Raw genomic sequence first — 25636 nt, forward strand, 5'->3', positions numbered from 1 at the left:
CTTGAAAAAAGTGCTCAGCGGCACATGAAGGCCTTGGTCAGTGTTTGCGTGATGGTGGAGGTGCCGGCCCAGCCAGCGGGGAAGAACACCAGCATGCCGGCCTCGACCGGGATCTCTTCGCCATTCTCGCGGACATAGGTCCCGCGGCCCGACAGGAAATGGCAGAACTCGTCGGCGGCAAAGGTGACCTTGCGGCTGCCCGGCGTGCACGACCACAGGCCGCATTCGCTCGATCCGTCCGGGTTTTGCGAGAGGATCCTGCCCGAGGCGCGCGGCGAGCCGGCAAGCGTGTTGCTGCCCCCGCCCCAGTCCTCCAGTTTCACGGTCGAGGCCTTTGGCCAGTGCGGTGTCGGCATATTGCGAAGCTCCGTTGCTGTTCAGGCCAGCATGTAGACGTTGCGCATGGTCTCATGCACGGTGCATTCGCCTGTCCAGCCGGCAGGGAACATGACCACGGTCCCGGCTGCGACTTCTACCACCTCCCCGGCATCCGACCGGTAGCTCGCGCGGCCGGCGACGAAATGGCACAATTCGTCGCGCGGAATCGAGAGCCGCCAGCGGCCGGGCGTGCAGACCCAGATGCCGGATTCCGGCTGGTTGTTGGGTCCTTTGTGGACAAGCCTGCCGGTCGAGTGCGACGCGCCGTCCAGCGCGTCGGACTGGGCGCCCCAGTCGACGAGGTCGGTGCGGGTGGAGGCTTGGTAGAGATGCGGGGCGGAGGAGTTCACAGCAGCGCCTCCAGCAGCCCGGCTGCCTTCTCAGGCCCGTTCTGGGCCTGCATCTGCGCCGAGGTCTTCGCCAGCCTGATCTTCATCTTGGGGTCAGTCAGGCAGGCTTCGATCCTGCTGATCAGCTGGGCGTCGCTCCAGTCGTAGCGCGGCATGCCGAAGCCGTGGCCGGTTTCCTGGACGCGGGTGGCGTTGTCGTGGCCGTCCCAGACATAGGGCATGATGATGGCCGGCTTGCCGAAATAGAGGCACTCTGTGAACGAGTTGTTGCCGCCATGGTGGATTGCGGCATCGGCCTGCGGGATAACTGAAGGCTGCGGAAACCAGCTCTCGACGATGACGTTGTCCGGCACATCCGTGTACTGGTCCTTGTAGCCGCCGACATTGACCAGCGCGCGGTAACGGGTCTTGCCCAGTGTTGCGATTATGCGCTTCAACAAATCGACATCGCCGGCGCCGAGGCTGCCGAAGGAGACATAGAGCAGCGGCCCGTCATTGTTCTCGGGGAAGGTCGGCACGGTATAGGGCTTTTCCTGCCGCACGCAGCCTTCCAGATACTGGAACTTTGCCGGGTCGAGCGGATGGCGGCGCTTGAACTTTGCCGCTTCGGGATAGAGCAGCAGATTGAGATAGGGCGAGGCCTCGAAGAATTGGCCGACTGGGTAGGGCGCTTCATTGTTTGCGGTGAGGAAGGCGTTGAAGTCGTCGTGGATGGGCTTGATCACCGCATTGAAATGATCGCGATAGCGCTGGTGGCCGACATGGTCGTTCTCGCCGCAACCGGAGAGATGCGGCGGGATGTCCTCATCCTCGATCTCGTTTTCCGAGCAGGAGATGACGCGCACCCAAGGCTTGCCGAACTGTTTGATGGCCGGAAACAGGATGACATTGTCGACGCAAATGACATCAGGCTTGATGCCGGCCAGGACTCGCGGCAAATCCTTCTGCGCCCATTTGGCGCTGTCGACGATCGCGGTCCAGCAATCCTTCACGTAATTGTCGACCTGATCGTAGGGCGATTTGCGGAAGTTCGGGATGTGGCTGTTGATGAAGTCTTCCCAGAATTTCGCCATCTGCTCGGGCGGCATCGGCTCCGACAGGTTCACCGGATGCGCTTCGAAGCCGTAACCCTTGTAGACATCGACAAAGCCGGGGTCGGACAGGAACACTGCCTTATGGCCGAGCGCCTCGACGGCTTGCGCGATGCCGACCGAATTGAGCGCCGGGCCGTAGGCCGCTTCGGGAAAAAACGCGATCGTCTTCTGCGCCATAAGGCTTCTCCTATTCCTGAAAAATTCTGACATCGGCGGCGTCCCAGCCGAGTTCGACCTGATCGCCCGACGAGACCGGCCGGCGGTCGGCGGCATCGGCGGTGACGCGCACCAGAAATGGTTTTGGCGACAGAGGCGTGCGGATATGCAGTTGCAGGTCCAGCCCGTGATAGGCCAGCGCCTCGACCATGCCGGCGGTGCGGTTGGCGGTCTCGGGTGACGGGAACAGCCGGATGCGTTCGGGTCGCACCGAGGCCACGGCGGAAGCGCCGGGTGAAAGCGCGGCGGGAACCTTGCCGGCAATGCGCGCGCCGTTCGCGGCGATCACGCCATCCGCAGACACCTTGCCCGGTACGAAATTCATCACGCCGATGAAGTCGGCGACGAAACGGTCGGCGGGATGCTCGTAGATCGCATGCGGCGCGTCGCATTGCAGCAACTGGCCGTCCTTGAGCACCGCCATGCGGTCGGCCATGACGAGTGACTCTTCCTGGTCGTGGGTGACGATGACGAAGGTGATGCCGACTTCGTGCTGCAGGCGCTTCAGCTCCAGCTGCATGGCGCCGCGCAGTTTCTTGTCGAGCGCGCCGAGCGGTTCGTCGAGCAGCAGCAACCGAGGCCGTTTGACCAGCGCGCGGGCGAGCGCGACGCGCTGCTTCTGGCCACCCGACAATTGCTCAGGCTTACGGTCGGCGAAGGGGACAAGCTCGGTGGTGGCCAGAATGGCGTCGACGCGGGAACGGATTTCAGCTTTCGGCAAGCGCTCCATCTCCAGCCCGTAGGAGACATTGGCGCGCACGCTCATATGCGGGAACAGCGCGTAGGACTGGAACATCAGATTGACCGGCCGCTTGTTGGGCGGGGTCCAGGCGATGTCCTTGCCATCGAGCAGTATGCGGCCGTCGGTTGGCGTCTCGAAGCCGGCCAGCATGCGCAGCAGCGTGGTCTTGCCGCAACCGGAGGGTCCAAGCAGCGCGAAGAACTCGTTTTCGCGGATGTCGAGCGAGATGCCGTCGACCGCGGTGACCCGGCCGAACTTCTTCGACACTTTATCAATAGCCAGCAGCGTGCGCGGTTGGCTCATTGGCCGATGATCCCACGGTTGAGCCGCTGCGACAGGGTCAGCGCGGTAATGGAGACCGCCATGACGATGGTCGCCAGCGCGTTGATCTCCGGCGTGATGCCGAAGCGGATCATGGCGTAGATCTGCATCGGCAGCGTCGTCGAGGCGCGGCCGGCACCGGCGGTGAAGAAGGCGATGATGAACTCGTCGACCGAGAGCGTGAAGGCAAGCAGAGCGCCGGCAATCACTGCCGGCGCGATGACCGGCAATGTCACACGCCGGAAGGTGGTCAGAGCCGAGGCGCCGAGGTCGGCGGAGGCCTCGACGATCGACCAGTCGAAGCTCTTCAGCCTTGCGCGCACCACCGAGCAGACGAAGGCGAGGTTGAAGACGACATGGGCGAGGATGATGGTGTGCAGGCCCATGGTCAGGTTTAGCATGGAGAAGAACGACAGCAGAGCGATCGCCAGGACGATGTCGGGGATGATCATCGGTGCGAAGATCAGCGCCTCGAGACCTTTGCCGTATTGCCGGCGCATCTCGATGCCGATGGCCAGCAGCGTGCCGAGCAGCGTGGCGATGGCCGTGGAGACCAACGCCACGATCAGCGTGTTGAGCGCAGCGGAAAGGATGGCGGAATTGCCGGCCAGCGAGGCATACCATTTCAGCGAAAAGCCCGACCATGCCGTCGGCAATCCGCCTTCGTTGAAGGACAGCGCCACCAGCACGGCGATCGGGATGTAGAGGAAGGCGAAGACGAGGGTGAGGATCGTCCGCATGCCGAGCGTACGGGTGAATGAATGGGTCATCGCCGGCCTCCGACAATTGGAAGGCAAGCGAACGACCAGAGTCCTTCTCCCTGTTCACGGGTAGAAGATACCGGCAGGCAGATGAGGGGCAGCGCTGAGCGTCGCAAAGGTTGACGCCGCCCCTCATCCGCCCCTTCGGGGCACCTTCTCCCGGTGAACGGGGAGAAGGCAAGGATTGCGCAGCGCTCAGCCATCGGCGTCACCCTTTGCCTCAGCCGCACGCCCCGCGGCGCGGTCGGCGGCGAGCGCCTGCGCCATCAGCACCAGAAGCATGATGGCGATCAGCGCCATCGCCAATGCCGCGCCAAACGGCCAGTCATTGGCGGTCAGGAACTGGTCGTAGACGAGGTTGCCGATCATCTGGAAGCGGCCGCCGCCAAGCAGCGCCGGGGTGACGAAATTGCCAATCGACAGCACGAAGACGAAGACGGCGCCCGCAGCGATGCCGGGCACGGTCAGCGGCAGGATGACACGTCGGAAGGTGGTGGCGGCCGAAGCGCCGAGATCGCGCGATGCTTCGGCCAGTTCCGGGTTGAGGCGCGACAGCGGCGCGTAGCAGGCGAGGATGACGAAGGGCAGATAGTTGTAGACGAGGCCTGCGATGACCGAGCCTTCGGTATAGAGCATCGAGGGCGGTTCGCCGGTGTAGCCGAACCAGCGCAAGAGCTGGGTGATCAGCCCTTCGCGGTTCAGCAGCACGATCCAGGCATAGGTGCGGATCAGGTAGTTGGACCAGAACGGCAGCACGGCGAAAAACAGGAACACCGGCTGCCACCGGCGTGGTGCGGCGGCAATTGCATAGGCCGCGGCATAGCCGATCACGACTGCGATGAGCGTCGCGGTACCGGCGATACGTGCTGAGTTGAGGAAGATGCTGGCATAGAGTGGGTCGAAGACCAGCCAGAAATTCCCCAGCGTGAAGGTGTAGTCGATGCCGCCATAGATGCCGCGCCGGAAGAAGGCGAGCGCCAGCACCAGCGCGCATGGGATAACCATCAGCGCGGTCAGCCAGACCAGCGCCGGGGCCATCAGCAGAGAGGAACGAAGTCGGGTCTGGGACAATTTCTCGGGTACCGCTCAGGGCCGGCGGCAGAAGTGCTGCCGGCCGTGAAGTCTGCGCCGCTTACTGCGCGGCCTTGATCTCGCTGACGATCTTGGAATAGTCGCGCTGGGCTTCGCCGACGTCACGCAACTGCTCGAACTTGACGAGATCGGCCACCGGCATCGCCATGTTGGGGAATTTGGCCAGGAAGTCGGCCGGCAGGCTTTCCATCGCCGGCTTGTTCGGCACCTTGTAGTCGATGTTCTGCGCCGCCCAGGCGTGGTTCTTGGCGTCGAGCATGAAGTTGATGAACTTGAAGGCGTCGTCCTTGTGCTCGGACGCCTTCATCACCACCATCGTGTCGACCCACAGGTCCGAACCTTCTTTAGGGACGACGTATTTGATCTCCGGCTTGTCGGCGATGCCGTAATTGCACCAGCCGTCCCAGGCCTGCACCATCAGCGCCTCGCCGGAAACCAGCTTGGAATAGAAGGTGGTGTCGTCATAGGCGAGCAGGGTCTTCTTGGCGGAGATCAAGAGGTCCTTGACCTCGGCCATCTTGGCCGGGTCGGTCTCATTGACCGAATAGCCCTTGTCGAGCTGCCCGGCGGCCAGCAGCCAGCGATCGGTCGCCAGCATGGTGGTCTTGCCTTTCATCTCGTCGGAAGGGGCGAGCAGGTCGCTCCAGCTCGTGGGCGCCGTCTTGACAAGGTCAGAGCGGTAGCAGAGGCCCGTCGTGCCCCAGGTGTAAGGCACGGAGAAAGCGTTGCCGACATCGTGCGGCAGCTTGGTCGCTTCGGGATAGAGGTTGGCGAGGTTGGGGATCTTGGCATGGTCGATCGGCTCGGTCAGGCCAAGCTTGTTTAATACTTCGGCGAAGGGCGAGGAGACGAAGACCACGTCATAGCCCTTGCCGCCGGCTGCAATCAGCTTGCCCATGATCTCTTCATTGGTGGCGTGCACCACCACTTCGCCGGCAACGCCGGTGGCGGTCTTGAAAGCGGCCATGGCGTCGGGTGCCATGTACCCATCCCAGTTCGAAATAACGAGGTCGGCTGCGGCAGCCGGCACCGAGAGCGTCAGGGCGAGACCGAGAGCGATTGAGGATGTATTGAGCGCACGGCGCCGCAGGCTGGTAGCGGTCATGGCAGTCTCCCATTCGGTTTGATCGTCGAAATCATTTGCCGGACCAAGGCCGGCGACGCGCGCGCCTGCCTCGATCCTGTTCCCTCGGTCTTTTCTCGCCGATTGTGCCGACAGTACTATTGCAGAAAAAAGTACGTCAATCCATAATCTGTCAACCGACGGAGGAATTTGGCCGATTGTCCCTGTTCCGGCGATCAGCCAGACCAATGCGCCACATTCGCATTCGAGAAAAGTCATGCAAGCCGTAGCCAGGCGACCTCGCACCAACCATCTCGATCTGGCGCAGCGCATCCTGGATGTGGCGCGGCAGCGTGGCTTCGAGCCTGGCGCCCGCCTGCCCGAACAGCAGATCGCCTCGCTGTGCAATGTCTCGCGCACGCCCGTACGCGCCGCACTCGGCCTGCTCGCGGAACGGGGCGTGGTGCGCTGGGAGGCCGACAGCGGTTATCATCTGACGGTCGACCTCGCCGCCCAGCCCGCCATTGCCGCCGAACTACCCAGTGCGGAGGAAGACGAGCTCGCCGAAGCCATCCTGCGCGACCGCTCGGCGCGACGGTTGGACCAGACGGTGACCATCGCGGGGCTGATGCGACGCTACGACGCTGATCGCAAGACGGTACTAAAAGCACTTAACAAACTGACCGACGAGAATCTTCTGGATCGTGCGCCTGGGCAATCCTGGTTGTTTCGCCGCGCGCCGGACGATCCGGAGGCGCAAGGCGAAAGCTACGAGTTCCGCCTGGTGCTGGAGCCGGCGGCCATCCTGACGCCAGGCTTTCGGCTGGACGGGGCGCGGGCAGCAATGTTGCGGCAAGGCATGGAAGCGCTTGCAGCGCTGCCGGACGAGACATTCGACACGCGCGAGTTCCAGCGGCTGGACATGGATTTTCATGGCATGATCGCCGAGGGCTGCGCCAACCGTTTTGTGTCGGATGCATTGGCCGATCATCTCCGCCTGCGCCGGCTGCCGGGCATCTATTCCGGCGTCAACGTGTTTCGGCTGCGGCAATCGTTGCGCGAACACTCGGGCATACTCGACTATCTTGAAAGCCGGCAGTATGAGGTGGCTGCCGATCTGCTTCGCATCCACCTGCGGCTCTCCCGCAGCCAGCGACCGCAAGCAGCCAGCCGCGGAGCTCCCGCACTGTTCGGCATGATCAGCCGGCCGGATTGAAGAGGAATAATTGACGCGTAAAGCCAGCCCGACCATCGCGCTGTTTCCCGAAGCCAGTTTCGGCGCCGCGTTGAATTGCGTCGGTATCGCACAGGCATTGCGCGCACGGGGCGCTCGCCCCGTCTTCATCTGCCATGCCGGCTTCTCCGGCGTCTTTACCGACTATGGCTTCCAGGAATACCATCTGCCGACAGATGAGCCGCTGAGCGACAGCGACCGCCAGAGCTATTGGCAGGCCTTCGTGCGCCGGCACCTGCCGCATTTCCGGCTGAGCCCGATCGACCAGCTCGAGACCTATGTCGCGCCGACCTGGCAAGCGATCGTCGACACCGCCGTCAACGCCGAGGCGCCGCTGCGCCAATTGCTGGCGCGGCTGAAGCCGGACGCGGTGGTGCTCGACAACGTCATCATGTTCCCGGCGATCGCCGGCGCCGGCTGCCCGTGGGTGCGCGTCGTCTCCTGTGCCGAGACGGAACTGCCGGATGCCGAGGTGCCGCCCTATCTCTCGGGGATGGGTGCCGACGACCCGCAACGTGCGGCGTTCGAAGCGCGCTATCTCGCGGCCTCCGCACCCGCGCATGAGCGCTTCAACCGTTTTCGTGCGGATGCCGGCCTGGCGCCGTTGCCCAAGGGCCTGTTCCTCGAGACATCACCCGACCTCAATCTGCTGCTGACGCCAGCGATCGTACGGCGTGAGCGGGCCGAGCCGCTCGACCCCAAACGCTTTGTCTATCTCGAAGGCTGCGTGCGTTCGGAAGGGCCATTCGAGGTGCCGGTGTTTCCGCGCAATGGCGGCCCGCTGGTCTATGTCAGCTTCGGCAGCCTCGGCGCGATGGATGTCGGGCTGATCGAGCGCATGCTCGCCGTCTTCGACAGGCTGCCGGCGCGCTTCATCGTCAATGCCGGCGGCCTGCGCGACGCCTATCGCGCGGTGCCGGACAATGTCTATCTCGACGCCTGGTTTCCGCAGCCTTCGGTGGTGGCGAAGTCGGACCTGTTCATCCACCATGGCGGCAACAACAGCTTTTGCGAGGCGCTGCGCTTCGGCGTGCCGTCGCTGATCATGCCCTATTGCTGGGACGGTCACGACAATGCGCAACGCGCGGGAGAGACAGGTGTCGGCGACCATATCGGCCGCGACGCCTGGACCGAAGGGGGATTGGAGAGAGCCATTCTCGGCCTGCTGGCCGACGATGCGATGCGCGCCCGCCTCAGGGACAATGCTGCCAAGATGGCGCTGACCCCTGGAACGGATGTGGCCGCGCAAGCCATACTCTCTCTCATAGGTACGTGAACCAAAATGCAGGACAAAAATACCAACACCGCTCTCTTCACCGGCAACGATCCCAAGGCCTGGCTCGCCCAGCACGGCATCACGGAGGTCGAGTGCCTGGTGCCCGACATGAATGGCGTGCTGCGCGGCAAGGCGCTGCCGACGGTGAAATTCCTCAAGGCGCTGGAAGACCGCGCGCTCTATCTGCCGAGCAGCGCTTTCCTGGTCAGCATCGATGGCCGCTACTCCGGTTCGATCGACGAAGGCTTTGCCTATCAAGACCCGGATATGCGCATGGTGCCTGATATGTCGACGCTGTGCCTGGCGCCGGGCGGTGGCGCTGGCAAAGCCTATGTCTTCGCCGACGCCTTCCACATGGAAGGCAAGCCCTGGATGGCCTCGCCACGACATGTGCTGCGCGCCGTGCTCGATCTCTACCGGAAGCGCGGTTGGCGCGCGGTGGTGGCGCCGGAAGTCGAATTCTATCTGACCGCGCCCAATCCGAATCCCGACCAGCCGCTGACGGCACCGGTTGGCGCCAATGGCCGCGCCGAGGGCTCGCAGCATCCCTATGACATGGTGGCGCTGGAAGAATTCGAGCCGGTGATAAGGCGCGTCTATGATTATGCCGCAGCCGCCGGCCTGCCGCTCGACACGCTGATCCATGAATCGGGCACCGGGCAGCTGGAGATCAATCTGCTGCACGGCGACGCGGTGCCACTCGCCGACCAGGTGCTGCTGTTCAAGCGGCTGACGCGCCAGGCAGCGCAGCAGAGCGGCATGCACGCCACCTTCATGGCCAAGCCGATCGCCGCGCAGGCCGGCAGCTCGATGCATCTGCACATGTCTGTCGTCGATGAAACGACAGGCGCCGCGCTGTTTGCCGACAGAGATGATGCAGACACCGAAATGTTCGGCCATTTCATCGGCGGCCTGCAGAAATATGTGCCCGAGATCATGCCGCTATTCGCACCCAACGTGAACTCGTTCCGCCGTATCCGTCCAAACCACAGCGCGCCGGCCAACATCGAATGGTCGCACGACAACCGCTCCTGCGGCCTGCGCGTGCCGGCCGGTGGCCGCGCCGCCCGGCGGGTAGAGAACCGCTTGCCGGGTGCGGATTGCAATCCCTATCTGGCGATCGCCGGTTCGCTGCTTGCCGGCTATCTCGGCGTCGAGCAGAAGCTGGCGCGCTCGGCTGAGGCCTCGGGCAATGCCTACAGGATCAAAAGCACGCTGCCGAAAACGATGGAGGAGGCGCTTGATCGTTTCACTGCTTGCGAGCCGGTGCGGGTATTGCTCGGCGAGGATTTTTTCCAGACCTATCTGCGCGTCAAGAGCGTCGAACTCGACCTGTTCCAGAGCGTGGTGACGAGCTGGGAACGCGACCATTTGCTGCTGAAGGTGTGATCATGGCCTCCGGCTCAACGGGTTTCAATTCGAGCCTCGATATCGGCAATTCCTATTATGTCGCCACCGCCAATCCGGCGCCGGACCATCCGGCGCTGGTGGGAGATGTCGGCGCCGATCTGGTGGTGGTCGGTGGCGGCTGCACCGGCCTGTCGGCCGCCCTTCATGCCGCCGAGCGCGGCCTGAAGGTGGTGCTGCTCGAAGGCGGCAAGGTCGGCTGGGGCGCGTCGGGCCGCAATGGCGGCCAGATGATCCCCGGCCTGCGCAAAGGCGCCAAGGGGCTGGTCAAGCTCTACGGCCCCGAGCGGGCGAAGGCGCTGTTCCACCTCGCCTTCGAGGCGCGGGGCCTGGTGCTCGACATCATCGAGCGCCACACCATCGACTGCGATCTGCGGCTGACCGGCCATCTCGTCGGTGCCGTTAATGGCTCCGACCTCAGGGATCTCGAAGACGAGGCCAAATGCCTCGAGAGCGTGATGAAGTTCCGCGACGTCGAGATCCTGTCGGCGGCGCAGGCACGCGGCAAGGTGGACACGCCCTATCATGGCGCGATGTATGAGCCGCTCGGCGGCCATATGCATCCGCTGAACTACACGCTTGGCCTTGCCCATGCCGCCGTGGCGGCCGGTGTCGTCATCCACGAAAATTCCGTCGCGGTGAAGCTGGAGCGCGAGCCTTCGATCCGGGTCTCGACGGCGCAGGGGTCGGTAAGGGCCAAACATGTCGTGCTGGCCGGCGACGCGCTGCTGCATGGGCTGGAGCCGCGCGTCAACAGCCGCATCATGCCGGTAGGCAACTATATCGTCGCCACCGAGCCGCTGGAGGGCAAGCGCAATGTGATCCCGGCCAATGTGGCGGTGTCCGATACACGCTTCGTCGTCAACTACTACCGCATGTCGGCGGACGGTCGGCTGCTATTCGGCGGCGGCGAGCGCTACACGCCATCGCCGCCGGCCGACATCGCCGGTTTCGTGCGGCCGCACATGGAGGCCACCTTCCCGCAACTGAAGGGCTGCCGCATCGATCATGCCTGGGGCGGTCTGGTGTCGGTGACCACGTCGCGGCTGCCGCATGTCGGGCACTATGGCGAGGTCTATTTCGCGCATGGCTATTCCGGCAAGGGCGTCATCCTGTCAACGCTGTCGGGCAAGCTCTTGGCCGAAGCGATTATGGGCGACGCCTCGCGGCTGGACCTGTTCTCGACGCTGACGCCGATGCCGTTCCCGGGCGGTACGGCGCTGCGGGGCTTGCTCTATGTGCTGGGGATGTTGTGGTACGCCATGCGCGACCGCATCAAGCATTGAGGTTACTACCGGCGGGTGGATCATCAGAGGATTGCATGCGTGATTTTCAACTCACCGGACGCTCGCCGGTTCGCGCGACAGAAGCGATGGCGGCGACATCGCATCCGTTGGCGACGCTGGCGGCTATCGACACGCTGCGCTCTGGCGGCAACGCCATGGATGCCGCCGTCTGTGCGGCGGCAGTGCAAGGGGTGGTCGAGCCGCAATCGACCGGCATCGGCGGCGACTGTTTTGTGCTCTACAGTCCCAAAGGCGAGGGCGAGGTGCTGGCCTTCAACGGCTCGGGGCGGTCGCCTGCTGCTGCAAATGCCGATTGGTATCTGGAGCGGGGCCATAGCGAACTGCCTGCGGCCGGACCGCATGCTGTCACCATACCAGGCGCCATCGATGCATGGTGCCGGCTACTCAAGGACCACGGAAAAAAGGGCATCGACGCCGCGCTGGCGCCAGCCATTCGCTATGCCGAACAAGGCTATGTCGTTCATGATCGCGTCGCCTTCGACTGGGCCGACGAGGTCGCCCTGCTCTCAGCCGATGAACATGCCGCGCGCATATTCCTGCCCGAGGGAAGGGCGCCGCAAGCCGGCGATGTGCATCGGCAGCCGCACTTGGCGGACACCTTGCGCATCATCGCCAACCGAGGCCGTGCAGGGTTTTATGAAGGTGAAGTCGCGGACGATCTGGTGGAACGTCTTCGCGCGCTGGGCGGGCTGCATGCATTGGAGGATTTCGCCGAGACCCAAGGCGACTACGTCACGTCGGTGAATACGTCCTATCGCGGCTACGATATCCATCAGATGCCACCGAACAATCAGGGCATGACGGCGCTGATCATGCTGAATGTGCTTTCGGGCTTCAGCCTTGGTTCGTTGGAGCCGAACAGTGCCCAGCGGCTGCATCTCGAGATCGAAGCCGGCCGGCTTGCCTACCAGGACCGCGATACTTTCATCGGCGACCAGGATTTCGTCCAGGTCCCCGTCGAACAACTGCTGTCGGCAGCTTATGCGGAGCGGCTGCGCGCCGCCATCGATCCGGCTCTCGCCATGACGCATCTGCCGCGGCTTGAGCTGCCGCGCAGCGACACCGTCTATATCTCCGTGGTCGACCGCGACCGCAATGCAGTCAGCTTCATCAACTCGACCTTCGGTTCCTTCGGCAGCGGCGTCGTCGGTCCCAAGACAGGCGTCGTGCTGCAGAATCGCGGCAGCAGTTTTCGCCTCACGGAAGGCCATCCAAATCGTATCGCGCCGCGAAAGCGACCGATGCACACCATCATGCCTGGCATGGCGACGCGAGGGGGTAAGGTGGTGATGCCGTTCGGGGTGATGGGCGGCGGCTACCAGCCGTTCGGCCATGTCCATCTGTTGACCAACATGATCGATTTCGGGATGGACCCGCAGCAGGCACTGGATGCGCCACGGGTGTTCTACAAGGACAATGCCGTGCTGGCCGAGCGCGGGATTCCGGCTGAGGCGATCGCCGGCCTGCGTCAGCGCGGCCATCAGGTTTCGATCGCCGAGGAGCCGCATGGCGGCGGCCAGCTGGTGCTGATCGATTGGGAAAAGGGCACGCTCACCGGTGCCTCCGATCCGCGCAAGGACGGTTGTGCGCTGGGCTACTGATCTGCGTTACTGGAATGCGCATTCAGAACCAGATCAGCCAGACAAGCTGCAGGATTACCAGTGCAATGGCGTCCCAGAAGATGAGTTCCCCCATCGAGAACCAGCGCCGCGACCGGTTGAAGCTGTAGAACAGCCGCCAGACAAGTGCCGCGGCGGCGAGCGGCACCAAAGCGAGTAGCGAGCTCACGGCAGCCGCGCTCCCGAAACCGCATCGAACGTGTGCAGCGCCGCCGGCGGAAAGTGTAGATAAAGCGGCTGGCCGGGATCGAAAGCGCGATCGTCATTCACAGTCCTGACGATCAGCGCGTTGGCCTCGCTCTTGGCGAAGATCAGGACGTCCGGCTCGACCGGTTCGACGACGTCGACGGCAAACTGGATGGCATCGCTTGCGGAGGCGTCGACCAGCTGGATCTGTTCCGGGCGAATGCCGAGCACGATCGGGCCGTCAGGCTTTCCCGGCAGCGGGCAAGTGAAACCGCTGGCGTGGAAGACGCCGGCGCGGACATCGCCATCGAACGTGTTCATCGCTGGACGGCCGATGAATTCGGCGATGAAGCGATTGGCAGGCCGCCGATAAATCTCGCGCGGGTCGTCGTACTGGATCAGTGCGCCTTCGCGCAACACCGCGACCCTGGTCGCCAGCGTCATCGCCTCTTCCTGGTCGTGGGTGACGAAGACGAAGGTCTTTTTCAGCTCACGATGCAGACGCTTCAGCTCGGTGCGCATGTGGAGCCGCAACAAGGCGTCGAGATTGGACAGCGGCTCATCCATCAGACAGAGGCTAGGTTGCCAGACCAGGGCGCGGGCCACAGCCACGCGCTGCGCCTGGCCGCCCGACAATTGCGAAGGGCGGCGGTCTAGGTAACGGGTGATCTCAAGCAGCTCGGCCATGGCGCGGACGCAGCGGTCGAGCGCGGCGGCCGGCATTTTTCGGATGCGCAAGGGATAGGCGATGTTCTCGTAGACGCTCTTATGGCTGTAGAGCGCATAGTTCTGGAACACCATGCCCATGCCGCGCAGGCGCGGCGGCAGGTCGGTGACATCGCGACCCTCGACCATGATGCGCCCGGCGGTCGGCCGCTCCAGCCCGGCGAGCAGCCGGCAGGCTGTCGTCTTGCCCGAGCCGGAGGGCCCGAGCAGCACGAGGAATTCACCGGGCTCGAAAGCAAGGTCGAGCGCCTGCAGCGCCACCGTCCCATCGGGGAAAGCCTTGGTGACGCCGTCGAAAACAATTGCCATGCGAGATCCCTTCAACCCTTGACCGCGCCGAAGGTGAGGCCGCGGACGAGCTGTTTCTGGACAAGGAAAGTGAAAAGCACGATCGGCAGCGTCGCCACGATGGCGACCGCCGCGACTTGGCCCCATAGCGTGCCATGCGGCGTCACCAGCCCCGGTATGCCGACGGTCAGCGGCCGCCCGTCGAAGGCGACGAGGATGAAGGCGTAGAGGAACTCGTTCCATGACAGGATGAAGCAGAGCACGGCCGTCGCGCCGATGCCGGGCGCGGCCAGCGGCGCGACGACGAAGAACAAGGCGCCGAGCCGCGAGCGGCCGTCCATCATCGCGGCTTCGTCGATCTCCCTGGGGATTTCGGCGAAGAAGCCGCGCATCATCCAGACGACCAGCGACAGGTTGAAGGAGGTGTGGGCGATCACCACGGCGTAGATGGTGTCGATCAGGCCCAGCGAGGTGAAGAACAGGAACAGCGGCACGGCGATCGAGATCGGCGGCGCCATGCGCGTGGTCAGGAAGAAGAAGAACAGGTCTTCCTTGCCTGGAAAATCCGAGCGGGCAAAGCCGTAGGCGGCCGGCGCGCCGATGACGATGCAGAGCACCGTCGACGAGACCGAGATCAGCACCGAATTGATCGCCAGCGGCCAGTATTCCTTGTCGATGAAGACCGCCGGATAGTTGGAGAACGTCGGCGTAAAAACCCATTTCGGCACCGAGGACAACAGGTCGACGCGGTTCTTGAACGAGGCCAGCACCATCCAGACGTAGGGCGTCAAGGCCACCACGACAGCGACCAGCAGCACGGCCCAGGCAAAGCTGCTCCAGGCGCGGTTGGTGGATTGATCGATCATCGCAGCGCCCTCAAAACGACGCCGCCTGCTTGCGGCTCGACCAATAGACGGCCTTGTAAAAGACGGAGCACAGGATCAGCACGACGAGATAGATCATGAAGGCGACCGCGGCGCCGTAGCCGAGATCCCAGTTGCGGAAGTTGACGCGGTAGGCGTAGATCGACACCAGTTCGGTCAGCGTTCCCGGACCGCCGCCGGTCATCAGGAAAACCTTGTCGAACTCCTTGAAGGCATCGATGCCGCGCAGCAATAGCACCAGCGCGATGACGGGCCGCAGCAGCGGCAGCATGACATCGCAAAAGATCTGAAACGGTTTGGCGCCATCCATCATCGCCGCCTCGAACGGCGCGCGCGGCAGGCTCATCATCCCGGCGAGCATGATCAGGGTGACGAAAGGCGTCCACTGCCAGACATCGATGGCGACGATGGTCGGAAACACCAGGTCGGGTGCCGAAAGCACCGCCGAATTCTGCGCCAGCAGGCCGACCTTGCGCATGTAGAAGGTGAGCATGCCGAAATCGCCCTGCAACAGCAGTCGCCAGATCAGCCCGACGGCGACCGGCGCGATCATCATCGGGATGAGCAGCAGTGTGGTGAGAAGCCGCTGGCTGGCGACGAAGCGGAAGATCAGGAAGGCCAGCGCAAAGCCGAGCAGGAATTCCAGGCCGACGGCGATGATGACGAATTTCAGCGTCAGCAGGAACGATGCCCAGAAGAATGGGTCGTTGCGCATCAGCTTGCGGAAATTGTCGAAACCGACGAAGGCGCCGGCATGGCTGGCGTCGGCGAAGCTGAGGTCGGTCAGCGCGGTGTAGACCATGTAGTAGAACGGGCCGACCAGGAAGACGACGACGAGCAGCGTCGCCGGCAGCATCAAGAGCGGCCCCACCCCACGGTCGAGAAGCGGCATTCCGCGCGGCGATGGAGTGCGGTTCGTCACGGGCGTTTCCTGCGGACAAGAACGGCTACCCGCTTGTGCGGGTAGCCTCTGCGCGACATCTCAAGGCCTATCGTGCCGGATAGGTCATGGGTGCGCAAGAACCGAGCAGTGTCGAGATGTCGGTGGCGGCGGTGTCGAGGGCGGCCTGCGCCTCCTTTTCGCCGGCGAGGTAGGATGACAGTTCGCGCACCAGTATGTCGGTCATCTCGGCCGATTGCGGCAGCGTCGCCTTCGGCACCGCATGCTCGTTGGCCTCCATGGAAGCCTTGGCATAGGGCAGCTTCTGCACCTCCGCCGAAGCATAGACATCGGGCCGACCTGAAGCGCCGCCATTGAGATGCTGCTCGAGCTGGCGGTCATAGCCCATCATCCACTGGACGAAGAGGAAGGCGGCCTGCTGGTTCTTCGAATAGACCGGGATGAGATAGGTCCAGCCTTCGACCTGGCCGATCTTGCCGCCATCGCCTTGCGGCACGAGATCGAAGCCGACCTTGCCGACGACGGTGGAGGCCGTGGTGTCGACCGACACGGCATAGGTTGCGTCGTTCCACATGATCAGCTCGGCGACCTTGGCTTGCTGCATCAGCGCCATGACATCATCCCAGAAATAGTTGAGGCTGTCCGGCGGCGAGAATTGCAGCAGGCTCTTGTAATATTCGAGCGAGGCGACGGCCTTGGGGCTGTTGACGATGACCGGGCCGCAGGCCGAGCCGCTCTTCACGTCGAGCACGTCGCCGCCGAAGGAATAAAGGAAATTGAGCCACTCATACCACAGTGCCTCATGGCGCTTGCCCTGCAGGGCGGTGCCGTAAAAACCCTGGTCGGGGCGATAGAACCATTCGGCGATATCGCGGTATTGCTTCCAGTCCTTGGCGGGAGCGAGGCCGTAGCCATACTTGGCCTTGAAGCCTGCCTGCTCCTTGGGATCGGCGAGCAGGTCCGAGCGATACCACATGAACATGTTGAGCACTGTGAAGGGGAAGCCGTACTCCTTGCCGTCATACCAGGAGATTTCGTGCCAGGCGGTCTGGTAGAGCTGCTTCTCCGGCTCGAAGCTCGGATCGCGCAAAGCCGGGTCGGCCATCATCTTGGCGATTTCGACCAGATGGTTGTTGGTGGCGAACTTGCCGAGTTCGCGATGCGGCTGGATGATGACGTCGTAGCGGCCGCGGTGCGAGTTGAGATCGAGCTGCACCTTGTTGACGGCTTCCGAGTGCTCGTACATCTCGACTTCGACATGGATGCCGGTCTGTTTTTCAAACTCCGGCGCCATCTTCTTCAGCGCTTCGAGCGGCGGCAGCGCCTCGCCGACCATGCGGATGGTCTGGCCGCTATAGGGTTTCGACGCCTCTTTCAGATCCCACGCGTCCGCTTGTGTCACTTGCCACGTCAGGGGCCACACAAATACGACTGCGACGAGCAGTCTGGACGCGGTACGTCTCAGCGGCTTGAGCATTCTTCCCTCTCCCTAGAAGTCGTGCCTGGCGGGCCGGCGCCCGTTTTGTCATAAAATGTGTGGTACTGCAAATCAAAATGTGGCACCTTGCAACAAATGGTTGGGAGGTGTTAACAGACCGGCAGCAAACCGGCTTTCCCGACCAGGCGAGGGACCTTTCGGATGGACTTCATCTTCATGCTGACGCGCAACGATCGCACGGTCGAGGACTGTCTCGACCTGGTCGATTTGATTGAGCCGGTCGGCCTGAAGCATGTCGGCTTCAAGGATATTGGCGTCGCGCCGGATGTGCTGCGCAAGCTCGCTGTCGCCATTGGCCGGACAGGCGCCACCACTTACATGGAAGTTGTCTCGACGACGGCTGAGGCCTGCCTTAATTCCGCGCGCATCGCCAGGGATCTCGGCATCCAGCGCCTGCTCGGTGGTACCCAGGTCGACGAGATCATGGCGCTGCTGGAGGGGAGCGGCACCGAATACTACCCTTTTCCCGGGCGGCCGGTCGGCCATCCGACCAAGCTCGGCGGTTCGGCCGAGGATGTCGAGGCCGACTGCCGGGCCTTCGCCGAGAAGGGTTGTGCGGGATGCGACATCCTCGCCTATCGCGCCACCGAGGCCGACCCGGCCGAACTGGTGCGCGCAGCCCGGCGCGGGCTTGGTCCGTCGCGGCATCTGATCGTCGCCGGCGCTGTGGCATCAGCCGATCGGATCAAGGCAATCAAGCTGGCCGGCGCCAACGCTTTTACCATTGGCACAGCGGTTTTCGATGGCTCCTATTCGCCGACGAAAGGTTCTATCCTCTCGCAACTGCGGGATGTCCTCGCGGATTGCGAGCGTGTCTAATGCCAGTCATCGGCATCGATCTCGGCACACAAAGCCTAAAGGCGATCGTTGTCGATGACGAATTGCGGCTGCGTGGCGAGGCCGCTGCGCTGTACCAGCCGGCCTTCCCGGCGCCCAGCTGGGCCGAACAGAACCCGGCGCTGTGGCTGGCGGCGCTCAAGCCGGCCATTGCCGGCGCGCTCGACAAGGCTGGGCTTGCGCCGTCCGACATCAAGGGTATTGCCATTGCCGGCCAGCTCGACGGCTGCGTCGCGGTCGATCGCAATGGTGAGGCGCTGGCTCCGTGCATCATCTGGATGGACCGGCGGGCGGCAGGAGAGATCGCCGGCATCGACCCGGACTTCATCCGTGAGCGCACCGGTCTCGTTCTGGACGCCACCCATATGGCGGCGAAAATCCGCTGGGCCGCGCGCAACCTGCCCGAAGCGCGCCGGGTGGCGCTCTGGCATCAACCGGTATCATTCGTGGTCGCAGCGTTGTGCGGTCGTGCCGTCATCGATCACGCGCTGGCCTCGACGACCATGCTCTATGGGCTGAAGGAGCACAATTATGCCGGCGATCTGCTGGCGGCCTTCGACATCGATGCACATAAATTGCCCGGCATCGACGATGCATCTGAGATCGCCGGCGCCTTGACCCACGCCGGCGCCGAGCTCACCGGTCTTCCTGTGGGCACGCCGCTGGCGGTCGGCACCGGCGATGATTTTTCGGCCGCCATAGGCGCCGGGGTTGCCGTGCCCGGTGTCGTCGCCTGCAATCTCGGCACGGCCGAAGTGGTCGGCGCGGTGTCCGGCACGCTTCGCCTCGACCCCGGCGGCCTGGTCGAGACCCATGGCTTTCTCGGCGACGGCTATTTCATCTCCAATCCCGGATGGCTCTCGGGCGGCGCGGTGACGTGGTTTCTAACAACCTTCGGCGTCGATTCGCCGGCGGCGATGTCGGAACTGGCGGCGACGGTGGTTGCCGGCAGCGACGATTTGCTGTTCTTGCCCGCGTTGTCCGGTGCCATGGCGCCGCGCTGGATCGCCGAAGCGCGTGCCGCTTTCTACGGCCTGACATCCTTCCACGGCAAAGCCGCTTGTGCCCGTGCCGTGCTGGAGGGCTGTGCCTTTGCCATGCGCGACGTGGTCGACCGGCTGGACGATCTCGATATCGCGACGGATCGCATCCGGCTCTCAGGCGGTGGCGCGCGCAGCCGGGTATGGGCGCAAATCCGTGCCGATGTCAGCGGCAGGCCGGTCGAGATCGCGGGTGCGGCCGATGCCTCGCCGATCGGTGCGGCAATCCTTGCCGCCGCAGCCATCGGCCTTACCTCCTCAGTGCAGCAGGCGGCTGAAAGGCTGGCCGGCCACATCGAGACGATCGACCCTGATCCTTCCGCCAAGGCCGCCTACGACAGAAGTTACCGCCGGTATCGCACCTTGTTCGATGCCCTGACCCCGCTTCATGCTGACTGACCGGACTGCATCCTATGTCCAGACAAATGCTCGATCGCCTTATTGCCGGCACGCTGCCTGACCCCGACAGCCAGGGAATGCTGTCGGTGCCGCTGAAGACCATCGTCATAGGGCGCGGTCTCGGCGACGAGGCCGATGCGCTGGTCAAGCCGCTGCCGCTCGGCCGCAAGCTCGCCGTGGTCATGGATCCCGACACAAGGCTGGCGCTGGGTGAGAGGGTGTCGATCGGACTGCGTGGCAGCAGCGATGTCGACAAGATCATCCTGCCGCGCCATCCGCATCCGGACATGGACGCGGTGCGATCGGTGATCGCACGCACGAAAGACGCCAGCGGCCTGGTCGCGGTCGGATCTGGCTCGATCAACGACATCACCAAATATGCTGCCCATCTCACCCAAAAACCTTATGCGGTGTTCGGCACCGCGCCATCGATGAACGGCTACACCTCGGTGTCGGCGGCAATCACCGAGGACGGCCTCAAGAAATCGCTGACGGCCAGCCTGCCGGTCGGCGTCTTCCTCGATCTCGATGTCATGGCGCGGGCGCCGCACCGGCTGATCGCTGCCGGCTTCGGCGATTCGATGGCGCGGCCGACCGCGCAGACCGATTGGCTGATGGCGCATCTGTTGCTCGGCACGCCCTACAGGCAGGCGCCGTTCATGCTTCTGGCCGAGGACGAGAAGGCGCTCATCGCCAAGGCCGGCGAACTCGGGACCGGCGACCTTGAGGCGATGGAAGTGCTGGTGCGCACGCTGGTCATGTCCGGTCTCGGCATGACACTGTGCGGCGGCTCTTATCCGGCCAGCCAGGGCGAACATCTGATCGCCCACTATATCGACATGCGGGGCCAGGGATTGCCTGAGGCGCATCACGGCGAACACATAGCGGTGACGACGTTGACGATGGCGCGGCTGCAGGAGCGCGTGCTGGCACTGCCGGAGCTGCAGCTCGCGCCGTTCGCGGATACGCCAGAACGCTTCATCGAGATCTTCGGCGAAACGCTCGGACGTTCCTGCTGGGCGGCATTCAAGCCCAAGCTGCTGGACCGCGAACGGGCAGACGTCATCAACACCATGCTGGCCAGGCAATGGCGCTCGCATCGTGAAAGGCTGGTGCGGGTGGCACGCCCGGCGCGCGAGATCGCGGCAGCACTGCGCGCCGCCGGCGCGCCGACCACGCCGCAGGAGGTTGCCATACCGGCTGGCTTCTACGACGAGGCGGTCGCCAATGCCCGGCTGATCCGCGACAGGTTCACCATGCTCGACGTCGCGGCTGCCTCGCTCGAAACGGTTGCGGCGGGAGCCTGAGCGGGTGCTGCGTCCGCTTGCCGACTTCACCGCGCTGGACCGGCGCAACATCGCCGTCGTTCTGACCGATATCGACGACACCTTGACCGACAAGGGACGGCTGCCGGCAAAGGCCTATGTGGCGCTGGAGCGGCTGAAGCAGGCCGGCTTCATTGTCGCGCCGGTGACCGGCCGCCCTGCCGGCTGGTGCGACCTGATCGCGCGGCAATGGCCGGTCGATGGCGTGATCGGCGAGAACGGCGCTTTCTATTTCCGCTATGACGACGCCAAAAAGCGGATTGTTCGCCACTACGCCAAGAGCGCTGCCGAACGGCAGGCCGATGCCGCGCGCCTCAAGGAGATCGAGCAAACCGTTCTGCGCGAAGTTCCGGGTGCGGCGGTCGCGGCCGACCAGGCCTATCGCGAGGCCGATCTGGCGATCGATTTTTGCGAGGACGTGGCGCCGCTGCCCAAAACCGAGGTTCTGAAGATCGTCGGCATCTTCCAGCGCTATGGCGCGACGGCGAAAATCTCGTCCATCCACGTCAATGGCTGGTTCGGCAAATACGACAAACTGTCGACAAGCCGGCTATTCTTGCGGGACTGTTTCGGTATAGATATCGACCATGACAAGGACAGCATTGTCTTCGTCGGCGATAGTCCAAACGATGCACCAATGTTCGGCTTCTTCCCCAACAGCGTCGGCGTCGCTAATGTGCTGGACTTCGCCGGCGAGCTTCCGGCGTCTCCCGCCTTCGTCACAAGCGGGCGCGGCGCGAAGGGATTTGCCGAGTTTGGCGACGCGCTGATTGCTGCAAAGGGAATGGAATAGTCATGGACCAAGGCCGACTGACGAAGAAGGAGCGGCACGCGCTTATCCTTTCGGAAGTGCGCCGGTCGGCGTCGATACGCATCTCCAAGCTCGCACGGCGCATCGGCGTCGCCGGCGAGACCATCCGCCGCGATCTCATCGAACTCGGCGATGCCGGGCTGATCAACCGCACCTATGGCGGTGCGACGATCTCGCTGGTGACATCAGAACCGGTGATTTCGGAGCGTGGCCTGACCCTGATCGAGGAGCGCGCCCGCATCGGCCGCGGCGCGGCAAGCCTAGTCGAGAAGGGCCAGATCGTGATGATCGATGGCGGTTCGACCACCTATGAGGTGGCGCGCAACCTTTCGCAGCTGAAGCGCGACCTGACTATCATCACCAATTCCACCGGCGTGGCCTCTGTGGCCGGCGCCAATCCGACCTTTCGGGTGCTGCTCTGCCCCGGGACCTATGATAGCCGGGAAGGCAGCGTGTTGGGCGAAGACACCGTCGAGTTCCTGCGCCGCTACAATGCCGACGTCGCCATTATCGGGGCATCGGGGATAAGCGCCGATGGTCCGAGCGACATGATCTCGGGCGCCGCGGCCGTTAAACGCGCGATGATATCGCGTTCATTGTCGACGGTGCTGGTGGTGACCCACGACAAGTTTGGCCGCAGCAGTCTCGAACGCATCTGCGGGCTCGATGACATTGCCGATATCGTCACCGACAGCGAACCGAAGGCCGACCTGCGCACTGCTGCCGAACAGGCGGGCACGGAGCTGCATGTGTTTGCCGCCGGCTGATCAGCAACTGCCTATCCGGCGGCATCCCGGTTGGTCAGCGCGATGTGGCAGCAGCCGGAGCCGTGGCCCGGCGTCCAGGTGACATTGTCGAAGCGCACGCCCGTTGCCTCGAACAGACCACGGTCGAAAGCGCCGGCGATGCGGCAGAGCGTGGCGAGTTTTTCATCACCGACACCGGCCTCGACCCAGGCGTCCTTCAGCGGACAACGCTTCACCTTGAAGGCGATGTGGTCCGGCCCGCGCTCGACATCCGTCGGATACATCAGGCCGCCATCCGGGCTGACGGCCAAAAATGCCTCGCCGATGGCCGGCGCGTCGTTAGGTCCGAAACGGGCGAAGGCGGCCGCCGCCACCTCCTTGCCGCGCTGCTCGATGGTGCGGATCATGATCGCCTCGGCCTTTTCCGCGCCGAGTTCGCCGGTCAGCTCGTCGAGAAACAGACGGTAGAGATCGGCGCGGTTGCGGAAGGCGGAATCGAGTTCGAGCGACAGTTTTTCGGCTCTGGCTTCTGGTTCGGTCATGGTACCTGCCTGCTGCTTTTGTTCAATCTTGGCGCCGCCGCAACCAGCGCCTTGCCGATTGCCGATTGCGGCGCGTCGATTACGTTGCGGGCGTCGCCGCTCTCGGCGATCCGCCCGGCGTCGAGAAGAACGACGCGGTGGGCGATGGCCCGCACCACGCCGAGGTCATGGGAAATAAAGAGATAGGCGATCCGTTCCCTGACCTGCAGGTCGAGCAGCAGCTCGAGGATATGTCCGCGCACCGAAACGTCGAGCGCCGACACCGCTTCGTCGAGCACGATCAGCGACGGTTTGGTCGCGATGGCTCGGGCGATGGCGACGCGCTGGCGCTGGCCGCCGGNCGTCGAGCACGATCAGCGACGGTTTGGTCGCGATGGCTCGGGCGATGGCGACGCGCTGGCGCTGGCCGCCGGAGATTTCGTGAATGGCGCGCGAGGCGAGATCGGCTGCCAGCCCGACGCGCTCCAGCAAGGCAGCAATGCGGGCCGGCCTCTCGGCGCGGGAAGCGATGGCATGGATGCGCAAGGGATCGTCAAGCACGCGAGCCACCGTGGCGCGCGGGTTGAACGCGGCGAGCGGATCCTGGAACACCATTTGCAGGCGCGCGCGCTTGGTGCGCAGGGCCGCACCCTTCAAGAGCAGAAAGTCATCGCCTTCGAACTGGACGGTGCCGGCGTCGGGCTCGATCAACCTAAGCACCAGCCGCGCGATCGTCGACTTGCCGCTGCCGGAGGGCCCGGCCAGCGCCAGCGTCTCGCCGGGTTCGATGGCGAAGGAGACACCGTCGACGGCCGCGATGGCCTTGCCGCCACGATGGTATCGCTTGGTAAGACCGGAGACGGTGAGCAAGTTCATGCCGGCGCCCGTCGTAGCAGCGGATCGGCGTCGAGGCCGAGATGGGCGTCGAGCAGCGTTCGCGTATAGGCATGGCGCGGGGCGTTTATGATTTGCTCCGTCGGGCCGAGTTCGATCAGTTCGGCGTTCCGGAATACAGCGATACGCTCTGCGAGTTCGGCGGCCAGCGCGATGTCGTGGCTGATGAACAGCAGCGTCATGCCGTCCTCCGCCACCAGTTGCCGAATGAGGCTGACGATTTCCGCTTGCACAATGGTGTCCAGCGCGCTGGTCGCCTCGTCGGCGATCAGCAGTTTCGGACCGGCTGCAATGGCCGCGGCAATTGCAACGCGCTGCTTCTGGCCGCCGGAGAGCTGGTGCGGGAAAGCACGCATGGCGGTTTGTGGGTCGGGCAGGCGGACGCGTTCGAGCAGGGTCTTTGCCTTGGCGTAGGCTTGCGGCCAGTCGAGTCCGAGATGGGCGCGGGCGACTTCGGCGATGTGTTTGCCGACGTTCATGACGGGGTCGAGGCTGGCGGAGGGGTCCTGGAAGACGAACCCAATGTCGCGGCCGGGAAGGGGGAGCGTGCTGGGCTCGGTTAATTTGAGAGGTCGGCGTTCCGTCACACCCCCCTCTGTCCTGCCGGACATCTCCCCCGCAAGGGGGGAGATTGGATGTCGCCTCGNAGGGTGATCTTGCACACCCCCCTCTGTCCTGCCGGACATCTCCCCCGCAAGGGGGGAGATTGCTCTCTCATCTCCGCCTTCGCCAACCACGAACGCTGCAGAAGGGAAGCCGTCGGCAAAGCTGCTGATCTCCCCCCTTGCGGGGGAGATGTCCGGCAGGACAGAGGGGGGTGGGAAGGATCGCGGCGCCTGAAATTGCCACCTGACATGCCCTTTAATCTTGGCGCTCGCCGGCAGCAGTCCAGCCACCGCCAGCGCCAGCGTGCTCTTGCCCGAACCGCTTTCGCCGATAATCGCCAGCCGCTCGCCGGCAATAACATCCAGGCTGACCCCCTTCAGCGCCGTCACCTCGCTGCCATCGCTGAAATAGCGCACCGACATATCGCGGATCTCAGCCAGTGCGGTCACGACAGGCTCCTCCGCACCGCCGTCGTTTCGACCACGCCTTCGCCGGCGAGATAGACGCCGAGCACGGTCAGCACCAAGGCGATGCCCGGAACGATCGACAGAAAGGGTGCGGTGCGCAGCACAGTGCGGCCCTCGGCGATCATGCCGCCCCAGGTGACGCGATTGGGGTCGCCGAGACCGAGGAAGGACAGCGCTGCCTCGGTGAGGATCGCCGCCGCCACGATCACCGAGGACAGGGCCAGCACCGGCGGCAGAGCGTTGGGAAGCACTTCGCGAAAAGCGATCTCAAGCGGATGCATGCCGATGACGCGAGCGCCGGCGACGTAATCGCGCTCGCGGATCGACAGCACTTCGGCGCGCGCTACACGCGCCGGTCCGGTCCAGGCGCCAAGCGCTATTGCCGTGACGACGACACCGACCGACGGCCCGACGACGCTGACGAAGGCCAGCGCCAGGAGAAAACTCGGCACGGTCTGGAAGGCATCGGTGATGCGCATCAGCCCCTCGTCCACAAGGCCGCCGGCAAAGCCGGCCAGCGTGCCGACGATCGCGCCGACGAAGAGTGCCGCCGCCGCCGCCGCCAGGCCGACCGCCAGCGAGGTGCGGGCGCCGTGGAACAGTTCGGCCAGCACGTCACGGCCGAGCCGGTCGGTGCCGAGCGGCAG

Annotated in this window: 25 protein-coding genes and 2 pseudogenes; 10 read left to right on the forward strand and 17 right to left on the reverse strand. The window is 64.1% G+C overall.

What is annotated here, in order from left to right:
- Nucleotides 1–14: 14 nt before the first annotated feature.
- The 7 genes from X733_RS142250 to X733_RS142220 all read right to left on the reverse strand — a co-directional run bounded on the left by X733_RS142250 (nucleotide 15) and on the right by X733_RS142220 (nucleotide 6059).
- Nucleotides 15–356 carry a cupin domain-containing protein gene (locus X733_RS142250; protein ID WP_023672950.1) on the reverse strand — a complete coding sequence of 114 codons (342 nt, stop codon included), beginning with the start codon at nucleotides 354–356 and terminating at the stop codon, nucleotides 15–17.
- 21 nt (nucleotides 357–377) lie between these two features.
- Nucleotides 378–728 carry a cupin domain-containing protein gene (locus X733_RS142245; protein ID WP_023819646.1) on the reverse strand — a complete coding sequence of 117 codons (351 nt, stop codon included), beginning with the start codon at nucleotides 726–728 and terminating at the stop codon, nucleotides 378–380.
- Nucleotides 725–1999, reverse strand: a complete 1275-nt coding sequence (locus X733_RS142240) for a glycosyltransferase (protein WP_023819647.1) — start codon at nucleotides 1997–1999, stop codon at nucleotides 725–727. Before X733_RS142240 ends, X733_RS142245 begins: the two co-directional genes overlap by 4 nt.
- 10 nt (nucleotides 2000–2009) lie before the next feature.
- Nucleotides 2010–3083, reverse strand: coding sequence for an ABC transporter ATP-binding protein (locus X733_RS142235; RefSeq protein WP_023819648.1), 1074 nt, complete (start codon nucleotides 3081–3083; stop codon nucleotides 2010–2012).
- Complete coding sequence (locus X733_RS142230) at nucleotides 3080–3871, reverse strand: ABC transporter permease (RefSeq protein WP_023819649.1); 792 nt, start codon at nucleotides 3869–3871, stop codon at nucleotides 3080–3082. The genes X733_RS142235 and X733_RS142230 overlap by 4 nt, the downstream gene beginning before the upstream one ends.
- A gap of 186 nt (nucleotides 3872–4057) precedes the next feature.
- Nucleotides 4058–4900: an ABC transporter permease gene (locus tag X733_RS142225; protein WP_023819650.1), complete on the reverse strand. Its 843-nt coding sequence runs from the start codon at nucleotides 4898–4900 to the stop codon at nucleotides 4058–4060.
- Nucleotides 4901–4994: 94 nt separating this feature from the next.
- Entirely contained in the window at nucleotides 4995–6059 is a 1065-nt protein-coding gene (locus X733_RS142220) for a spermidine/putrescine ABC transporter substrate-binding protein (protein ID WP_023701454.1), read from the reverse strand.
- Between the two features lie 235 nt (nucleotides 6060–6294).
- Between X733_RS142220 and X733_RS142215 the strand changes: the two genes are divergently transcribed.
- From X733_RS142215 to ggt, 5 genes are read left to right on the forward strand one after another with little or no spacing between them, the layout of a single operon-like run.
- Nucleotides 6295–7233 (forward strand): GntR family transcriptional regulator, encoded by a 939-nt coding sequence (locus tag X733_RS142215; protein WP_023685712.1) that lies wholly within the window; start codon nucleotides 6295–6297, stop codon nucleotides 7231–7233.
- Between the two features lie 10 nt (nucleotides 7234–7243).
- Nucleotides 7244–8527, forward strand: coding sequence for a glycosyltransferase (locus X733_RS142210; protein WP_023819651.1), 1284 nt, complete (start codon nucleotides 7244–7246; stop codon nucleotides 8525–8527).
- Nucleotides 8528–8533: 6 nt separating this feature from the next.
- Nucleotides 8534–9916 carry a glutamine synthetase family protein gene (locus X733_RS142205; RefSeq protein WP_023819652.1) on the forward strand — a complete coding sequence of 461 codons (1383 nt, stop codon included), beginning with the start codon at nucleotides 8534–8536 and terminating at the stop codon, nucleotides 9914–9916.
- Between the two features lie 2 nt (nucleotides 9917–9918).
- Complete coding sequence (locus tag X733_RS142200; RefSeq protein ID WP_031193832.1) at nucleotides 9919–11220, forward strand: FAD-binding oxidoreductase; 1302 nt, start codon at nucleotides 9919–9921, stop codon at nucleotides 11218–11220.
- A gap of 35 nt (nucleotides 11221–11255) precedes the next feature.
- Nucleotides 11256–12842 carry a gamma-glutamyltransferase gene (gene ggt, locus X733_RS142195; protein ID WP_023819654.1) on the forward strand — a complete coding sequence of 529 codons (1587 nt, stop codon included), beginning with the start codon at nucleotides 11256–11258 and terminating at the stop codon, nucleotides 12840–12842.
- Nucleotides 12843–12864: 22 nt separating this feature from the next.
- On the opposite strand, the gene X733_RS1000000169770 is transcribed toward ggt, so the two are convergent.
- The 5 genes from X733_RS1000000169770 to X733_RS142175 all read right to left on the reverse strand — a co-directional run bounded on the left by X733_RS1000000169770 (nucleotide 12865) and on the right by X733_RS142175 (nucleotide 17247).
- Complete coding sequence (locus X733_RS1000000169770) at nucleotides 12865–13029, reverse strand: hypothetical protein (protein ID WP_023726413.1); 165 nt, start codon at nucleotides 13027–13029, stop codon at nucleotides 12865–12867.
- Nucleotides 13026–14081 carry an ABC transporter ATP-binding protein gene (locus X733_RS142190; protein WP_023819655.1) on the reverse strand — a complete coding sequence of 352 codons (1056 nt, stop codon included), beginning with the start codon at nucleotides 14079–14081 and terminating at the stop codon, nucleotides 13026–13028. Before X733_RS142190 ends, X733_RS1000000169770 begins: the two co-directional genes overlap by 4 nt.
- A gap of 11 nt (nucleotides 14082–14092) precedes the next feature.
- Nucleotides 14093–14926, reverse strand: coding sequence for a carbohydrate ABC transporter permease (locus X733_RS142185; RefSeq protein ID WP_023819656.1), 834 nt, complete (start codon nucleotides 14924–14926; stop codon nucleotides 14093–14095).
- 10 nt (nucleotides 14927–14936) lie between these two features.
- Nucleotides 14937–15866 (reverse strand): sugar ABC transporter permease, encoded by a 930-nt coding sequence (locus X733_RS142180; protein ID WP_155923888.1) that lies wholly within the window; start codon nucleotides 15864–15866, stop codon nucleotides 14937–14939.
- Nucleotides 15867–15933: 67 nt separating this feature from the next.
- A complete protein-coding gene (locus X733_RS142175; protein WP_023672935.1) occupies nucleotides 15934–17247 on the reverse strand; it encodes a sugar ABC transporter substrate-binding protein in 1314 nt (437 codons plus the stop codon).
- A 237-nt stretch (nucleotides 17248–17484) separates the two neighbouring features.
- Between X733_RS142175 and X733_RS142170 the strand changes: the two genes are divergently transcribed.
- The 5 genes from X733_RS142170 to X733_RS142150 are packed head-to-tail and all read left to right on the forward strand — an operon-like array spanning nucleotide 17485 to nucleotide 22522.
- Nucleotides 17485–18162 (forward strand): 4-hydroxythreonine-4-phosphate dehydrogenase, encoded by a 678-nt coding sequence (locus X733_RS142170; protein ID WP_023672934.1) that lies wholly within the window; start codon nucleotides 17485–17487, stop codon nucleotides 18160–18162.
- Nucleotides 18162–19619 (forward strand): FGGY family carbohydrate kinase, encoded by a 1458-nt coding sequence (locus tag X733_RS142165; protein WP_023819658.1) that lies wholly within the window; start codon nucleotides 18162–18164, stop codon nucleotides 19617–19619. Before X733_RS142170 ends, X733_RS142165 begins: the two co-directional genes overlap by 1 nt.
- Before the next feature lie 14 nt (nucleotides 19620–19633).
- On the forward strand, nucleotides 19634–20926 hold the full coding sequence (locus tag X733_RS142160; protein WP_081740730.1) for an iron-containing alcohol dehydrogenase: 1293 nt from the start codon (nucleotides 19634–19636) through the stop codon (nucleotides 20924–20926).
- A gap of 7 nt (nucleotides 20927–20933) precedes the next feature.
- Entirely contained in the window at nucleotides 20934–21737 is an 804-nt protein-coding gene (locus tag X733_RS142155; protein WP_050588704.1) for an HAD-IIB family hydrolase, read from the forward strand.
- Between the two features lie 2 nt (nucleotides 21738–21739).
- The gene (locus tag X733_RS142150) at nucleotides 21740–22522 is read left to right on the forward strand and encodes a DeoR/GlpR family DNA-binding transcription regulator (protein ID WP_023672930.1); all 783 of its coding nucleotides are present in this window, start codon (nucleotides 21740–21742) and stop codon (nucleotides 22520–22522) included.
- A gap of 11 nt (nucleotides 22523–22533) precedes the next feature.
- On the opposite strand, the gene X733_RS142145 is transcribed toward X733_RS142150, so the two are convergent.
- The 5 genes and pseudogenes from X733_RS142145 to X733_RS142140 form a co-directional block, all read right to left on the reverse strand.
- Nucleotides 22534–23043 (reverse strand): L-2-amino-thiazoline-4-carboxylic acid hydrolase, encoded by a 510-nt coding sequence (locus tag X733_RS142145; RefSeq protein WP_023672929.1) that lies wholly within the window; start codon nucleotides 23041–23043, stop codon nucleotides 22534–22536.
- Nucleotides 23040–23898, reverse strand: a pseudogene (locus X733_RS01000000166525) (ATP-binding cassette domain-containing protein). Before X733_RS01000000166525 ends, X733_RS142145 begins: the two are co-directional and overlap by 4 nt.
- Complete coding sequence (locus X733_RS1000000171340; RefSeq protein ID WP_280790562.1) at nucleotides 23895–24527, reverse strand: ATP-binding cassette domain-containing protein; 633 nt, start codon at nucleotides 24525–24527, stop codon at nucleotides 23895–23897. Before X733_RS1000000171340 ends, X733_RS01000000166525 begins: the two are co-directional and overlap by 4 nt.
- A 234-nt stretch (nucleotides 24528–24761) precedes the next feature.
- Nucleotides 24762–24944: pseudogene (locus X733_RS1000000171345) on the reverse strand (ATP-binding cassette domain-containing protein); the annotation flags it as partial.
- Between the two features lie 23 nt (nucleotides 24945–24967).
- On the reverse strand, nucleotides 24968–25636 hold a 669-nt coding region (locus tag X733_RS142140; RefSeq protein WP_023819665.1), incomplete at its 5' end, for an ABC transporter permease.

It is taken from the genome of Mesorhizobium sp. L2C066B000 (genome assembly GCF_000502335.1).
In the GTDB taxonomy this organism is placed as follows: Bacteria; Pseudomonadota; Alphaproteobacteria; order Rhizobiales; family Rhizobiaceae; genus Mesorhizobium.

Coding starts and splice junctions, on each gene's coding strand:
- X733_RS142250 (WP_023672950.1), bottom strand. CDS start 356: ATGCCGACACCGCACTGGCCAAAGGCCTCGACCGTGAAACTGGAGGAC.
- X733_RS142240 (WP_023819647.1), bottom strand. CDS start 1,999: ATGGCGCAGAAGACGATCGCGTTTTTTCCCGAAGCGGCCTACGGCCCG.
- X733_RS142235 (WP_023819648.1), bottom strand. CDS start 3,083: ATGAGCCAACCGCGCACGCTGCTGGCTATTGATAAAGTGTCGAAGAAG.
- X733_RS142230 (WP_023819649.1), bottom strand. CDS start 3,871: ATGACCCATTCATTCACCCGTACGCTCGGCATGCGGACGATCCTCACC.
- X733_RS142225 (WP_023819650.1), bottom strand. CDS start 4,900: ATGGCCCCGGCGCTGGTCTGGCTGACCGCGCTGATGGTTATCCCATGC.
- X733_RS142220 (WP_023701454.1), bottom strand. CDS start 6,059: ATGACCGCTACCAGCCTGCGGCGCCGTGCGCTCAATACATCCTCAATC.
- X733_RS142215 (WP_023685712.1), top strand. CDS start 6,295: ATGCAAGCCGTAGCCAGGCGACCTCGCACCAACCATCTCGATCTGGCG.
- X733_RS142205 (WP_023819652.1), top strand. CDS start 8,534: ATGCAGGACAAAAATACCAACACCGCTCTCTTCACCGGCAACGATCCC.
- X733_RS142200 (WP_031193832.1), top strand. CDS start 9,919: ATGGCCTCCGGCTCAACGGGTTTCAATTCGAGCCTCGATATCGGCAAT.
- ggt (WP_023819654.1), top strand. CDS start 11,256: ATGCGTGATTTTCAACTCACCGGACGCTCGCCGGTTCGCGCGACAGAA.
- X733_RS142190 (WP_023819655.1), bottom strand. CDS start 14,081: ATGGCAATTGTTTTCGACGGCGTCACCAAGGCTTTCCCCGATGGGACG.
- X733_RS142185 (WP_023819656.1), bottom strand. CDS start 14,926: ATGATCGATCAATCCACCAACCGCGCCTGGAGCAGCTTTGCCTGGGCC.
- X733_RS142170 (WP_023672934.1), top strand. CDS start 17,485: ATGGACTTCATCTTCATGCTGACGCGCAACGATCGCACGGTCGAGGAC.
- X733_RS142165 (WP_023819658.1), top strand. CDS start 18,162: ATGCCAGTCATCGGCATCGATCTCGGCACACAAAGCCTAAAGGCGATC.
- X733_RS142160 (WP_081740730.1), top strand. CDS start 19,634: ATGTCCAGACAAATGCTCGATCGCCTTATTGCCGGCACGCTGCCTGAC.
- X733_RS142150 (WP_023672930.1), top strand. CDS start 21,740: ATGGACCAAGGCCGACTGACGAAGAAGGAGCGGCACGCGCTTATCCTT.
- X733_RS142145 (WP_023672929.1), bottom strand. CDS start 23,043: ATGACCGAACCAGAAGCCAGAGCCGAAAAACTGTCGCTCGAACTCGAT.
- X733_RS1000000171340 (WP_280790562.1), bottom strand. CDS start 24,527: ATGTCCGGCAGGACAGAGGGGGGTGTGACGGAACGCCGACCTCTCAAA.